Below are 14,260 nucleotides of genomic sequence, written 5' to 3' on the forward strand. Positions count from 1 at the left end.
CTGAACGATGGGAATGGGAATGCCAGAGACCGACTACAAGACAGTTCTCCCGGAAGGCTGGGCACGGCCGCGCGGTTTTGCGCATGCGGTGGTGGCCGGCGGTACGCGGAGCGTCCGCATCTCCGGTCAACTCGGCAAGCAGAACGGGCAGGGCGAGGTCGCCGCGGAATCCGACTTCGGGACGCAGTGGCGCTACGCAATGGAGAATCTCGTCACCGTGCTGAAGACGGCGGGCGGCGAGCCCAAACAAATCGTGATGCTGCGCGCCTATGTCACCGACATCAACGCATTCAAGACGTCCGGCGCCGCGATTGGCGAGGCCTGGGGCGCGACGCTCGGCAAGCATTTTCCAGCGATGACGCTGGTTCAGGTCTCCGCCCTGATCGATCCGCACGCACGTGTTGAGATCGAGGGCGAAGCGATCCTGCCGTAACCGGATCATGACGCATGACTGACTGCACGACATCAGACCAAAGCCGACATCCGACTGGAGCTATCTTGCAATGACTACGATCCAGACATCGATGCCGGGGGCAGGGAAAGTGATCCCCAGATCCTCGGCCTGGGACCGGCTGCGGATCAACCGCAACTGGCTCGCACTGTGGTTCATGCTGCCGGCCGCGGCATTCCTGCTGCTGTTTCTCGCTTACCCACTGTTCCTCGGCGTCTGGATGAGCTTCACTGATGACCGTATCGGTCGCGGCGGCGTGTTTGTCGGACTAGAGAACTACGAGTGGCTGAAGGACGACAGCATCTTCTGGCTCTCGGTGTTTAATACGCTACTCTATACGATCGTCGCCTCGGCCATCAAATTCGCCGTCGGCCTCTATCTGGCGCTGCTGCTCAACCGCCACATGCCGTTCAAGGCGCTGATCCGCGCCGCCGTGCTGATCCCGTTCATCGTGCCGACGGTGCTGTCGGCCATCGCGTTCTGGTGGATCTACGACTCGCAGTTTTCGATCATCTCGTGGTCGCTGATCAAAATGGGCCTGATCGACCACAACATCAATTTCTTGGGCGACAGCAACTGGGCACGAGGGAGCGTGATCTTCGCCAATATCTGGCGCGGTGTGCCGTTCGTCGCGATTACGCTGCTGGCGGGCCTGCAGACCGTGTCGCCGTCGCTCTATGAAGCGGCGACGCTGGATGGCGCCACGTCGTGGCAGCGCTTCCGCTTCATCACCTATCCGCTGCTGACGCCGATCATCGCCGTGGTCATGACCTTCTCGGTGCTGTTTACGTTTACCGACTTCCAGCTGATCTGGGCGCTGACTCGCGGCGGTCCGGTGAATGCAACGCATCTGATGGCGACGCTGAGCTATCAGCGCGGCATTCTTTCGGGTCGGCTCGGCGAGGGCGCAGCCATCGCCACCGCCATGATCCCGTTCCTCCTGGCAGCCATCGCCATTTCCTGGTTCGGCATGCAACGCCGCAAGTGGCAGCAAGGCACTGACAATGACTGATCACGCCGTCGATCACCGCACAGCCGTCGCGCCGACCGTCGAGAAAGACGATCACAGCGAGGGCATGGCCTATCTGGAGTCGCTGCCGAGGCGCATCGTCACGCTCTACATCCCGCTGTTCATCATCGTGGTGATCCTGCTGTTCCCGTTCTACTGGATGGCGCTGACCTCGATCAAACCCGACGAGCAACTGATCGACATGGAGCGGTTCAATCCGTTCTGGGTGATCAAGCCGACCTTCAAGCACATTCAAAAGCTGCTGTTCGAAACCAACTATCCGCAGTGGCTGTGGAATACGATGTATGTGGCAGCGGCTTCGACATTTCTGTCGATCGTCGCCAGTGTGCTCGCCGCCTATGCCATCGTGCGGCTGCGCTTCCGTGGTGCGGAGACGGTTGGCGCGCTGATCTTCATGGCCTATCTCGTGCCGCCGTCGATCCTGTTCATCCCGCTGGCGTCGGTCATCCAGGCTTACGGCCTGTTCGACTCGCCGCTGTCGCTGATCCTGGTCTATCCGACGCTCCTGATCCCGTTCTCGACCTGGCTCCTGATGGGCTATTTCAAGACCATTCCGTTCGAGCTCGAAGAGTGCGCGCTGATCGACGGCGCCTCGCGCTGGCAGATCCTGGTCAAGATCATCATCCCGCTCGCGGTGCCCGGCCTGATCTCGGCCTTCATCTTCTCGTTCACGCTGTGCTGGAACGAGTTCATCTATGCGCTGACCTTCCTGCAATCGACCCAGAACAAGACCGTGCCGGTGGCCATCGTCAACGAATTCGTCGATGGCGACATCTACAAATGGGGCTCGCTGATGGCCGGCGCGCTGGTTGGCTCGCTGCCGCTGGTGATCCTGTATGCGTTCTTCGTCGAGCACTATGTGTCGGCGATGACAGGCGCGGTGAAGGAGTAGGCGGCTACCCAATGTACCGCCCTCATCCTGAGGAGCGGTCGCCTTCGACCGCGTCTCGAAGGATGGCCGTAGTCTCATTCATGGTTCGAGACGGAGCCAAAGAGGCGCCTCCTCACCATGAGGGCCAGAGTTGAACCCAAGAACAACAAGAAGGAGTTTTCCCTTGCACATCCTCATCCTCGGCGCCGCCGGCATGGTTGGCCGCAAGCTCACAGAGAAACTGGTTCGCGACGGTCGTCTCGGCAATCGCGACATCACCCGCATGACGCTGCAGGATGTGGTGGCGCCGGCGAAGCCAGCGGGCGCGTCGATTCCGATCGAACTGGTGACATCGGACTTCGCCGATCCAAAGACGGCTGCGCCGCTGGTCGCCCACAAACCTGAGGTGATCTTTCATCTCGCTGCCATCGTGTCGGGGGAGGCGGAGGCCGATTTCGACAAGGGCTATCGCATCAATCTCGACGGCACCCGCTACCTGATTGACGCTATCCGCGCCGTCGGCGGTGGTTACAAGCCGCGGCTGGTCTTCACCTCGTCCATCGCGGTATTCGGCGCGCCGTTCCCCGACAAGATCGGCGACGAGTTCATTCACACGCCGCTGACCTCCTATGGCACTCAGAAGTCGATCTGCGAAATGCTGATCGCCGACTACACCCGCAAGGGCTTCCTGGACGGCATCGGCATCCGCCTGCCGACCATCTGCGTCCGTCCGGGCGCACCGAACAAGGCCGCCTCCGGTTTCTTCTCCAACATCATCCGCGAGCCGCTGGCTGGCAAGGAAGCCATCCTGCCGGTGTCCGAGGATGTCCGCCACTGGCACGCATCGCCGCGCTCAGCCGTGGGCTTCCTCGTTCACGCTGGCACCATGGATCTTCAGGCCATGGGCCCGCGGCGTAATCTCAGCATGCCCGGCATGTCAGTCACCGTCGGCGAGCAGATCGCCGCGCTGGAGCGCGTCGCCGGCAAGAACGTCGTCGCCCGCATCAAGCGCGAGACTGATCCGGTCATCACCGGAATCGTGTCCGGCTGGCCGCGCGATTTCGACACTGCGCGCGCGCTGAAGCTCGGCTTCACCACGGCCGAGAAAACCTTCGACGACATCATCCGCATCCATATCGAGGATGAACTCGGCGGCAAGTTGGTCGAGTGAGGCCACCATGCGGATCGCCAGCATCGGCGAATGCATGATCGAGCTGCGTCAGATGTCGGCTGGGCACCTGACGCGGTCCTTTGGCGGCGACACGCTGAACACTGCGGTCTATCTCGCCAGGCTTGGCGCGGAGGTCGATTATGTCACCGCGCTTGGCGACGACCCGCTCAGCGACGAGATGATTGCCGGCTGGCAGGCCGAGGGCATTGGCACCGAGCGTGTGATGCGCCTCAAGGGCAAGCTGCCTGGTTTGTATATGATCGAGACCAATGAGGCGGGCGAGCGCCGCTTCTATCACTGGCGCGATGCCTCGGCTGTCCGCAGCCTGCTAGGTCTGCCCGAGACCGACGCGCTGCTGGCGTCGCTCGCGGACTATGATCTGATCTATCTCTCGGCCATCACGCTGTCGCTGTTCGACGTGGCGGGGCGCGACCGCTTGCTTGCCGCACTCCAGCGCAGCCGCACGGCCGGCGTCCGTATCGCCTTCGACACGAATTTCCGCGCCCGCGGCTGGCCCGATCTCGATCTGGCGCGCGCCGCGTTTCAGGATGCTTTTGCGGTCTCCGATATCGTGCTCGCCTCGGTCGAGGACTTGTTGCCGCTCTATCCCGGCGAGGCCGAGGACAAGCTGCTGTCGCGTATTGAAGCAGATGAAGTAGTGCTCAAGCTCGACAGTCCCGCGAGCATCATACGCCACAACGGCGAGCCGCAGCGCGTCGAGGCCGAGCCGGTCAGGGGCGCGGTAGTCGATACCACCGCGGCCGGCGACAGTTTCGCTGCTGCCTATCTGCACGCACGTCTGAGCGGCGCTCAGCCTGTCGCCGCCGCACAGGCAGGTCACTATCTCGCCGGCACTGTCGTCTGCCATCCCGGAGCGATCATCCCGCGCACGGCGATGCCCCCGATATGATCGCGTTCGACGCACCCTCATGGGAGGACCATCCGCATGAACAAGCCTCTCGATATCGGTCAACGTCAGGACCATCTGCGAAAGCTGCTGAAGGCAGCATTCGTCGTTCCCGTGCTCACGATCGAACGTGTTGCCGACGCCTTACCGCTTGCGCGGGCACTGGTCGCCGGCGGTATCCGCACGCTGGAGATCACCTTGCGCACCGAGGCTGCAGTGGAGGCGGCGAAGGCCGTCATCGCCGAAGTGCCGGAGGCCATTGTCGGCATCGGCACGGTGCTCACGCCGGGGGATTTCCAGAAGGCCTATGCCATCGGGGCGCGCTTTACGGTCAGTCCCGGCGCGACGCGCGAATTGCTGGACATCGCAGCTTCCAGCGATCTGCATTTCCTGCCGGGCGTCGCCTCGGCCTCGGAACTGATGCAGGCGCGCGAACGCGGTTTTGATGTGCTCAAGTTCTTCCCCGCGGAACAGGCCGGTGGCATTGCGATGTTGCGCGCATGGGCGGGCCCGTTTCCGGATGTCAGATTTTGTCCGACGGGCGGGATCGGCGAGGCCAATGCGGCGAGCTGGCTCACCGAGCCGATGGTTCTGGCGGTCGGCGGGTCCTGGATCTGTCCGTCGTCAATGATACGTTCCGGCGATTGGGCAGGCATAACGGCCATGTGCGCGCGGACCATGAAAAGCCTGCAAGCGCCATGAAGCCGGGCTATAACGGGCTCAATATTTGAAATCGATCAGGGAGACGACCATGACTGCCAGCATCGTTGGTTGGGCGCATATGCCTTTCGGGAAATTCGACGCCGAGACCGTCGAGAGCATGGTGGTTCGCGTCGCGACCGAAGCCATGGCCGATGCCGGCATCTCCGCATCTGACGTCGATGAGATAGTGCTCGGCCATTTCAACGCCGGCTTCTCGCCGCAGGATTTTACCGCGTCGCTGGTGCTGCAGGCCGATCCGGCACTGCGCTTCAAGCCCGCCACCCGCGTCGAGAATGCCTGTGCCACCGGTTCGGCCGCCGTGCATCAGGGCATCAAGTCCATCGCCGCCGGCGCCGCCAAGATCGTGCTCGTGGTTGGCGTCGAGCAGATGACCCGCACGCCGGGTCCCGAGATCGGCAAGAACCTGCTCCGCGCGTCCTATCTGCCGGAAGACGGCGAGACGCCTGCGGGCTTCGCCGGCGTGTTCGGCGGCATCGCGCAGAAGTATTTCCAGAAGTACGGAGATCAGTCCGATGCGCTGGCCATGATCGCCGCCAAGAACCACGCCAATGGCGTCCACAATCCCTATGCGCAGATGCGCAAGGATGTCGGCTTCGAATTCTGCCGCTCCGAAAGCGAAAAGAACCCGTTCGTCGCCGGTCCCTTGAAGCGCACCGACTGCTCGCTGGTGTCCGACGGCGCCGCGGCATTGGTGCTGACCGATTCCGAGACCGCCAAGACCATGGGCAAGGCCGTCAACATCAAGGCCACCGGCCACGCGCAGGATTTCCTGCCGATGTCCAAGCGCGACATCCTTCAATTCGAGGGCTGCACCGTGGCCTGGCAGAAGGCGCTGAAGACCGCCGGCGTCGAGATCGGCGATCTCTCTTTCGTCGAGACGCATGACTGTTTCACCGTCGCCGAACTGATCGAATATGAGGCGATGGGCCTGACGCCGCGCGGGCAGGGCGCGCGCGCCATCAAGGAAGGCTGGACCCAGAAGGACGGCAAGCTGCCGATCAATCCGTCCGGAGGCCTCAAGGCCAAGGGTCACCCCATCGGCGCCACCGGCGTCTCCATGCATGTGCTCAGCGCAATGCAATTGCTGGGTCAGGCGCCCGAGGGCATGCAGATCAAAAATGCGAAACTCGCCGGCATCTTCAACATGGGTGGTGCCGCAGTGGCAAATTACGTCTCGATCCTCGAGCCCGCGAAGTAACGCGCGGGCGACGCCAAGAAGATCGTACAATGAATGTCGCACAATGGCTGGCATCGTCGGCACGCCTGCATCCGCACGCGCCGGCGCTGCTGACCGGCACCACGGTTCAGGCTGACTACGCTACCTTCGCGCGCCGTGCCGCTGCCATCGGTGCCGGCCTCGTGCGCGATTACGGCATTCAGCCTGGCGACCGCGTCGCGCTGTTCATGTCGAACGCCACGCAATATCTTGAATGCCTCTATGCGGTGTGGTGGATCGGCGCTGTCGTGATTCCGATCAATGCCAAGTTGCATGGCCGCGAGGCCGCGTGGATCTGCGACAATGCTGGCGCGAGGCTGGCCTTTGTCGACGACGACAGCCGTGGCGCGCTTGTTCAGGTCGAGGAAGACCTGCCGACCGGCATGCAGATGCTGTCCATCGACAGCGAGACGTTTCACGAATTGCAGCATGGTGAACCGGTGTCCGCGGTGCCGCGGTCCCGCGACGACAACGATCTCGCCTGGCTGTTCTACACCTCCGGCACCACCGGGCGGCCGAAAGGCGTGATGCTCAGCCATGGCAATCTGGTGGCCATGTCCATGTGCTATCTCGCCGATGTGGATCAGGTGCATCAGCGCGATGCCATCCTCTATGCCGCGCCGATCTCGCATGGCGCCGGTCTCTATAATTTCATCCATATCCGTATGGCTGCGCGCCACGTCGTGCCGGAGAGCCAGGGCTTTGAGCCGGACGAAGTGCTCGATCTCGGCAAGCAACTTGGCGATGTCGCGATGTTTGCAGCACCCACCATGGTGCGGCGTCTGGTCGATGCGGCGAAGAAGCGCGGCGAGAGCGGCGAGGGGTTGCGCACCATCGTCTATGGCGGAGGGCCGATGTATCTGGCCGACATTCGCGACGCCATAGCGACCATGGGGCAGCGCTTCGTGCAGATCTACGGCCAGGGTGAATCGCCGATGACGATCACTTCGCTGCCGCGCGCCTTCCACGCCGATACCGAACACCCGCGCTATCTCGAACGCCTCGCTTCGGTCGGCCCGGCACAGAGTGTGATGTCGGTGAGGATCACCGATGCCGACGGCAAGCCTTTGCCTACAGGCGAGACCGGCGAGGTCGAGGCCAAGGGGCCGGCTGTGATGCTCGGCTACTGGAACAACGACAAGGCCAACGCCGAGACATTGAAGGACGGCTGGCTCCGCACCGGCGATGTCGGGCGGCTCGACGAAGATGGCTTTCTCACGCTGTCCGACCGCTCCAAGGACGTCATCATTTCCGGCGGTACCAATATCTATCCGCGCGAGGTCGAGGAGGCGCTGCTGACGCATCCCGCTGTGCGGGAAGTCTCGGCGATCGGGGTGCCGGAGCCGGACTGGGGCGAGGTCGTGGTCGCCTGTGTGGTGCTGGAGCCCGGCGCATCCGCCGACGATGCTGCGCTCGACGCGCATTGCCTCGCCAATATCGCTCGTTTCAAGCGCCCCAAGCGCTACGTCTATCTGGATGGGCTGCCGAAGAACAATTACGGCAAAGTGCTCAAGACCGAGCTGCGGGAGATGATGCGCGCTTCGGCACCGGCGGGGGCCGGCTAGCCGTTACCACTTTGACGCGTACCGGCATCCCACGCATACGGCCCCGCGTCTGGCGCCCTTGCGCCCGCCGAACGTCCCGCTAAGACGAAGGCAATAGCGGCGCGGATCAGCGCCTCACCACGTTTTTCGGGAGCAAACGACTTTGACGGGACCACTTCACGGGATCAGGATCATCGATATGACTTCGGTGATGATGGGGCCTTATTGCACCCAGACGCTGGGTGACTACGGCGCTGATGTGATCAAGGTGGAGTCCCCCGATGGCGACGTGGTCCGCTCGATCGGGCCGATGCGCAATCCCGGCATGGGCCCGATTTTCCTGAATACCAATCGCAGCAAGCGCTGCGTCTGCATCGACCTCAAGAAGGAAGAGGGGCGTGCGGCGCTGCTCAAGCTGGTCGAGACCGCCGACGTGCTGGTCTACAATGTCCGCCCGGCGGCAATGGCGCGGCTCAATCTCGGCTATGGCGTCATGGCCAAGATCAATCCGCGGCTGATCTATGCCGGCGTGTTCGGCTTCAGCCAGGCCGGCCCCTATGCCGCCAAGCCCGCTTATGACGACCTGATCCAGGGTGCCACCGCGCTGCCCGCATTGAATGCGCGCATCAGCAGCGACGGTGTGCCGCGTTATGTGCCGAATGCGCTGGTCGATCGCATCGTCGGGCTCACCGCGCTTGGCGCCATCCTTGCCAGCGTTGTGCATCGGGACAAGACCGGCGAGGGCCAGCGCGTCGATATCCCGATGTTCGAGACCATGGCGAGCTTCATGATGGGCGACCACATGGGCGGCCTCACTTACGATCCGCCGCTCGACAAGGGCGGCTACGGCCGTCACCTCTCGCCGGACCGCCGGCCGTACCAGACCTCGGACGGCTATATCTGTGCGATGGTGTATAACGACAAGCAGTGGAAGAGCTTCCTCAAGCATGTCGGCCGCGAGGAACTGTTTGACGATCCGCGTTTCGCGACCTTCCCGCAGCGCATCCAGCATATCGACACGGTGAACGCCGAACTGTCGCGCATCTTTAAGACCAGGACGACGGCTGAGTGGGCCAAGCTGCTCGATGACGCCGACGTGCCGTCAACCCCGATGCACACGCTCGAAAGCATGATGCAGGACCCGCATATGCTGGCGACCGACTTCTTCCAGCAGGTCGAGCATCCGACCGAAGGCGCGATCCGCAGCATGAAGGTGTCGGCGACCTGGTCGAAGACCCCGGTCAATCCGACTCGTCTCGCGTCGCATCTCGGCGAGCAGAATGCCGAAGTGCTGGCCGAGGTCGGCTATACGTCCGAGCAGATCGAGAAAATGCACAAGGATGGCGTGCTCCGACAGGCCGCTATCCCAGATACGTCGGAGCTGTAACGCATGGATTTCGCCCTCGACGCCAACCAGGAATCCATCCGCGACGCCATCGAGAAGATCTGCGCGCGCTTCGACGATGCCTACTGGCTGAAGAAGGACAAGGAGGGCGGTTTCCCCATCGACTTCCACAAGGCGATGGCCGATGCCGGCTGGCTCGGCATCTGTATACCCGAGGAATATGGCGGCTCGGGCTTGGGAATCACTGAGGCCGCGATCATGATGAGGGCGATTTCGGAATCCGGCGCCGGCATGTCGGGTGCGTCAGCCGTGCATATGAATGTGTTCGGCCTCAACCCCGTCGTCGTCTTCGGCACGCCCGAACAATGCGCGCGTATGCTGCCGCCCATCGTGGACGGCACCGAGAAATCCTGCTTCGCGGTGACCGAGCCCAATACCGGTCTCAACACCACGCAGCTCAAGACCCGCGCCGTGCGCAAGGGCGATCGCTACATCGTCAACGGCCAGAAGGTCTGGATCTCCACCGCGCAGGTCGCCGAAAAAATCCTGTTGCTGGCGCGCACCACGCCGCTTGAAGAGGTGAAGAGCCCGACGCATGGGCTCAGCCTGTTCTATACGGATCTCGACCGCTCCAAGATCGCCGTGCACGAGATCGAAAAGCTCGGCCGCAAGGCCGTCGACTCCAACGAGCTGTTCATTGCCGATTTTGAAATTCCGGTCGAGGATCGCATCGGCGAGGAGGGCCACGGTTTCGAATATATCCTGCACGGGATGAATCCGGAGCGCATCCTGATCGCGGCGGAAGCCGTCGGTCTCGGCAAGGCTGCACTGAGGAAGGCGGCCGACTACGCCAAGGTGCGCAACGTGTTCAACCGCCCGATCGGCCAGAACCAGGCGATCCAGCATCCGCTCGCCAAGAACTGGATGGAGCTGGAAGCCGCCTGGCTGATGGTGCTGTCGGCCGGCTGGCAATATGACCAGGGACTGCCCTGTGGCCCCGCCGCGAATTCGGCGAAGTATCTCGCGGGCGAAGCTGGCTATCACGCCTGCGAGCAGGCGGTGATGACCCATGGCGGCTTTGGTTATGCCAAGGAATATCACGTCGAGCGCTATTTGCGGGAGTCACTGATCCCGCGCATCGCACCGATCAGCCGCGAACTGATCCTGAGCTTCATCGCCGAGAAGGCGCTCGGTTTGCCGAAGTCGTATTGACGATGACGATAGTGGTCGCGTCGCAACACCGGCCTCTCGATTCCCTCCCCCCTTGCGGGGGAGGGTCAGGGTTACCACAGGCGACGTCATCCGCGGCTACCCCCGCCCCCGACCCGTCGCCGCCTTGCGAAGCTTCGCTGGGGGGAGGGGAGCACTGCTGCCGGAGTGTTTGTCATGAGCTACATCACCGGCGTTGGTCTTCTTCCCTACGGCAAGCACGAGGGCTCATCGACCATCGACCTGATGAGCCGCGCCGCCGAGCTCGCGCTCGCCGATGCTGGCCTCAAACGCGGCGATATCGACGGCTTCCTGTGCGGCTATTCCACCACCATGCCGCATATCATGCTGGCGACCGTGTTCGCCGAGCACTTCGGCATCACGCCGTCTTACGCGCATGCCATCCAGGTCGGCGGCGCCACCGGGATGGCGATGGCGATGCTGGCGCATCAGCTGGTCGAGGGCGGCGTTGCCAAACATGTGCTGGTGGTCGGGGGCGAGAACCGGCTCACCGGCCAGAGCCGCGACGCATCGATCCAGGCGCTGGCACAGGTCGGCCATCCCACCTACGAAGTTCCGCTCGGCCCGACCATCCCGGCCTATTACGGCCTCGTTGCTAACAGATACATGCATGAATACGGCGTCACGCAGGAAGACCTCGCCGAATTCGCTGTGCTGATGCGCCAGCATGCGCTGACTCATCCCGGTGCGCAGTTTCACGAGCCGATCAACGTTGCCGACGTGATGGCCTCGAAGACCATCGCGACACCGCTGAAGCTGCTCGACTGCTGCCCGGTGTCCGATGGCGGCGCGGCTTTCGTGATCAGCTATGAGCCGACCAGCCCAACCAAAATCCGCGTCCGCGGCGCTGCGCAGGCGCATACCCATCAGCACATTACCGCGGCGCCGGCGCTGTCCGAACTCGGCGCCGAGATCGCCATCGCGCGCGCGAAGAAGGCGACGGGCATCGAAATCTCCGACGTGCGCTATGCCGCGGTCTATGACAGCTTCACCATCACACTGGCGATGCTGCTCGAAGATCTCGGCCTTGCCGGCCGCGGCGAGGCAGCGGCACGCGTGCGTGCCGGTCATTTCAGCCAACACGGCGCGATGCCGCTCAACACCCACGGCGGTCTTCTGAGCTACGGTCATTGCGGCGTCGGTGGCGCCATGGCGCATCTCGTCGAAACACATCTGCAGATGACAGGCAGGGCCGAGAACCGTCAGGTCAGGGATGCTTCCGTCGCGCTGCTGCACGGTGACGGCGGTGTGCTGTCGTCCCATGTCAGCATGTTCCTGGAGCGCGTATCATGAGCGAGCTCGAGCCTGCCGCCGACTGGACCACTGGCACTGAAGCGATCAGTTATCAAAGCTGCCGCGCCTGCCAATCGATCCAGTATTTCCGTCGCAGTTTTTGCGCGGCCTGCGGGTCGCCCGATCTCGACGACAAGCAAGCGAGCGGCGAGGGCACCGTCTATGCGTCGTCCCTCGTGCTGCGCGCCGGCACGCCGGAAGCGCGCGAGCATGTGCCCTATAATATTCTGCTCATCGACACCGCCGAAGGCTTTCGCATGATGGCCCACGGCGCCAACGATCTCGTCATCGGCGACAAGGTAAAAGCCGGCTATCGGCGATTCACCGGCCGCCTCGTACCGTTCTTCGAAAAGACTCCTCAATGAGCCGTCTGCGCTTCGCCCTCGATCCGAAATCCGTGGCCATCATCGGCGCCTCGGAAAATCCCAACAAGGTCGGCGGCCGTCCGGTCCACTATCTCCAGAAGTTCGGCTTCAAGGGCAAGATCTACCCGATCAATCCGTCGCGCACCGAGATTCAGGGCGAGAAGTGCTACAAGAGCCTCGCCGATCTGCCGGAAGCGCCGGAAATGGTGATTGTCGCGGTCGCCGGCGATAATGCCATCGGCGCTGTCGAGGATTGCGCCAAGGCTGGCGTCAAGATCGCACTGGTGATGGCCTCGGGCTTCGGCGAGGTCGACGCGATCGCCGGCAAGGCGAAAGAGCGCCGCATGGTCGAGATTGCGCATAAGCACGGCATGCGCATCGTTGGCCCGAATACACAGGGCCTCGCCAATTTCGGCACCGGCGCCATCGCGTCCTTCTCCACCATGTTCATGGAATTCGAGCGCGTTGAAGGCCATGTCGCCATGCTCAGCCAGAGCGGCGCCCTGTCCACGGTGCCGGTCGGCTTCCTCAATCCGCGCGGCATCGGTGTCCGCCACAGCCACGCCACCGGCAATGATAGCGACATCACGGTCGGCGAACTCGCCATCGCGGTCGCCGAGGATCCGGAAGTGAAGCTGATGCTGCTCTATCTGGAGAGCATCCCGGAGAAGAAGTATCTGGAGGAACTCTCCGAAGTCGCGCTCCATCGCAACCTGCCGATCATCGCGCTGAAATCCGGCCGCACCGATGCCGGCAAGGCGGCGGCGCAGTCGCATACCGGCGCGCTCGCCAATGAAGATCGCGTGGTCGACGCCTTCCTCGAACATCACGGCATCTGGCGCGCGCCGGACATGCGCGGTCTCGTCGAGGCGACCGAGCTTTATCTGAAGGGCTGGAAGCCGCAGGGCCGTCGCCTGGTCGCGATCAGCAATTCCGGCGCGGTCTGCGTGATGACCGCGGATGCTGCTTCGACCGTCGGCATGCCGATGGCCAAGCTGGCACCCGAGACCGACAAGAAGCTGAAGGGCATCCTGCCAAGCTTCGCCACCACGACCAACCCGATCGATCTCACCGCGGCGCTGCTGTCGAACAGCCGGCTGTTCGGCGACATCCTGCCGGTGATCGCCGAAGATCCTGCGGCCGATGCTTTTGTCATTGGCGTGCCCGTGGCGGGCCCGGGCTACGACGTCCCGGCCTTCGCGCGCGACAGTGCCGCTTTCGCTGAGCAGACCGGCAAGCCGCTGGTGGTCGCCGCGACGCAGCCGAGCGTCGCCAAGGAGTTCCAGGCCCAGGGTGTCTCGGTGTTCCCGACCGAGGTCGAGGCGGTCACCGCGCTGAATCAATATGTGTCGCATCATGAGCTGATGGCGCGCGTGAAGGCGCGCAAGCGTGGTTCATCATCGTCGCTGATCTCGGCCGACAAGACCGTGATGCTGAATGAAGCCGACAGCCTCGCTCTGCTGGCATCGCGCGGCATCCCGGTGGTGCCGTATCGGCTCGCGCATTCCCGCGCCGAAGCCGAGGCGGCATTCGATGCCATCGGCGGTAAAGTGGTGGTGAAGGGCTGCTCGGCCGACATCGCCCACAAGTCGGAACTTGGTCTGGTCAAGCTTGGCGTCGCCTCGCGCGAGGCGGTCGGTGAGGTCTATGCCGAGATGGAAGGGATCATCCGCAAGCAGGGCTCGCGCTTCGACGGCGTCATCGTCGCCGCCATGACCGGCGGTCGCCGCGAGATCGTGATCGGCGCGCATTGCGATCCCGTGTTCGGCCCGGTGGTCATGGTCGGCGACGGCGGCAAATATGTCGAGGTATTCAAGGACACCACACTGTTGCTGCCGCCATTCACCAGGGACGATGCTAAGCGCGCGCTGGCGAAGCTGCGCATCGCGCCGCTGTTCGAAGGCGTCCGCGGTGAGCCGCCGATGGATGTCGATGCGCTGGTCGATGCGATGGTTCGGATCGGCGAGCTGATGGCGGATACGTCTGCCAGGGTGATGAGCATCGACCTCAATCCGGTGATGCTGAACTCGGACGGCTGCGTCGTGGTGGACGCCGTGGTGTTCAAGGGGGAGTAGGGCGCATGGACAGATCGGTGAGCCGGAGAGAAGGACGAT

Annotated in this window: 13 protein-coding genes; all 13 read left to right on the top strand. The window is 63.2% G+C overall.

The window, feature by feature from the left end; all coding sequences use genetic code 11:
* Positions 1 to 19: 19 nt before the first annotated feature.
* Positions 20 to 433, top strand: coding sequence for a RidA family protein (locus AB8B20_RS00580; RefSeq protein WP_439071300.1), 414 nt, complete (start codon positions 20 to 22; stop codon positions 431 to 433).
* Between the two features lie 70 nt (positions 434 to 503).
* Positions 504 to 1,463: a carbohydrate ABC transporter permease gene (locus tag AB8B20_RS00585; protein WP_120291092.1), complete on the top strand. Its 960-nt coding sequence runs from the start codon at positions 504 to 506 to the stop codon at positions 1,461 to 1,463.
* Positions 1,456 to 2,373, top strand: a complete 918-nt coding sequence (locus AB8B20_RS00590; protein WP_089267203.1) for a carbohydrate ABC transporter permease — start codon at positions 1,456 to 1,458, stop codon at positions 2,371 to 2,373. The genes AB8B20_RS00585 and AB8B20_RS00590 overlap by 8 nt, the downstream gene beginning before the upstream one ends.
* A 163-nt stretch (positions 2,374 to 2,536) precedes the next feature.
* Positions 2,537 to 3,523: a D-erythronate dehydrogenase gene (denD, locus tag AB8B20_RS00595; RefSeq protein WP_439071302.1), complete on the top strand. Its 987-nt coding sequence runs from the start codon at positions 2,537 to 2,539 to the stop codon at positions 3,521 to 3,523.
* A gap of 7 nt (positions 3,524 to 3,530) precedes the next feature.
* Positions 3,531 to 4,433, top strand: a complete 903-nt coding sequence (locus AB8B20_RS00600; protein ID WP_439071304.1) for a sugar kinase — start codon at positions 3,531 to 3,533, stop codon at positions 4,431 to 4,433.
* Between the two features lie 36 nt (positions 4,434 to 4,469).
* A complete protein-coding gene (eda, locus tag AB8B20_RS00605; RefSeq protein ID WP_439071306.1) occupies positions 4,470 to 5,132 on the top strand; it encodes a bifunctional 4-hydroxy-2-oxoglutarate aldolase/2-dehydro-3-deoxy-phosphogluconate aldolase in 663 nt (220 codons plus the stop codon).
* A 49-nt stretch (positions 5,133 to 5,181) separates the two neighbouring features.
* Positions 5,182 to 6,351 (top strand): acetyl-CoA acetyltransferase, encoded by a 1,170-nt coding sequence (locus AB8B20_RS00610; protein ID WP_439071307.1) that lies wholly within the window; start codon positions 5,182 to 5,184, stop codon positions 6,349 to 6,351.
* 29 nt (positions 6,352 to 6,380) lie between these two features.
* On the top strand, positions 6,381 to 7,934 hold the full coding sequence (locus tag AB8B20_RS00615; RefSeq protein ID WP_439071309.1) for a class I adenylate-forming enzyme family protein: 1,554 nt from the start codon (positions 6,381 to 6,383) through the stop codon (positions 7,932 to 7,934).
* 142 nt (positions 7,935 to 8,076) lie between these two features.
* The gene (locus AB8B20_RS00620; RefSeq protein WP_439071310.1) at positions 8,077 to 9,300 is read left to right on the top strand and encodes a CaiB/BaiF CoA transferase family protein; all 1,224 of its coding nucleotides are present in this window, start codon (positions 8,077 to 8,079) and stop codon (positions 9,298 to 9,300) included.
* 3 nt (positions 9,301 to 9,303) lie between these two features.
* Positions 9,304 to 10,470, top strand: a complete 1,167-nt coding sequence (locus AB8B20_RS00625; protein ID WP_089267210.1) for an acyl-CoA dehydrogenase family protein — start codon at positions 9,304 to 9,306, stop codon at positions 10,468 to 10,470.
* Positions 10,471 to 10,644: 174 nt separating this feature from the next.
* Entirely contained in the window at positions 10,645 to 11,781 is a 1,137-nt protein-coding gene (locus AB8B20_RS00630) for a thiolase family protein (RefSeq protein ID WP_439071313.1), read from the top strand.
* The gene (locus AB8B20_RS00635; RefSeq protein WP_439071314.1) at positions 11,778 to 12,146 is read left to right on the top strand and encodes a Zn-ribbon domain-containing OB-fold protein; all 369 of its coding nucleotides are present in this window, start codon (positions 11,778 to 11,780) and stop codon (positions 12,144 to 12,146) included. The genes AB8B20_RS00630 and AB8B20_RS00635 overlap by 4 nt, the downstream gene beginning before the upstream one ends.
* Entirely contained in the window at positions 12,143 to 14,221 is a 2,079-nt protein-coding gene (locus tag AB8B20_RS00640) for an acetate--CoA ligase family protein (RefSeq protein WP_439071315.1), read from the top strand. Before AB8B20_RS00635 ends, AB8B20_RS00640 begins: the two co-directional genes overlap by 4 nt.
* Positions 14,222 to 14,260 lie beyond the last annotated feature (39 nt).

The organism is Tardiphaga sp. 866_E4_N1_4 (genome assembly GCF_052076075.1).
Lineage (GTDB): Bacteria > Pseudomonadota > Alphaproteobacteria > Rhizobiales > Xanthobacteraceae > Tardiphaga > Tardiphaga robiniae.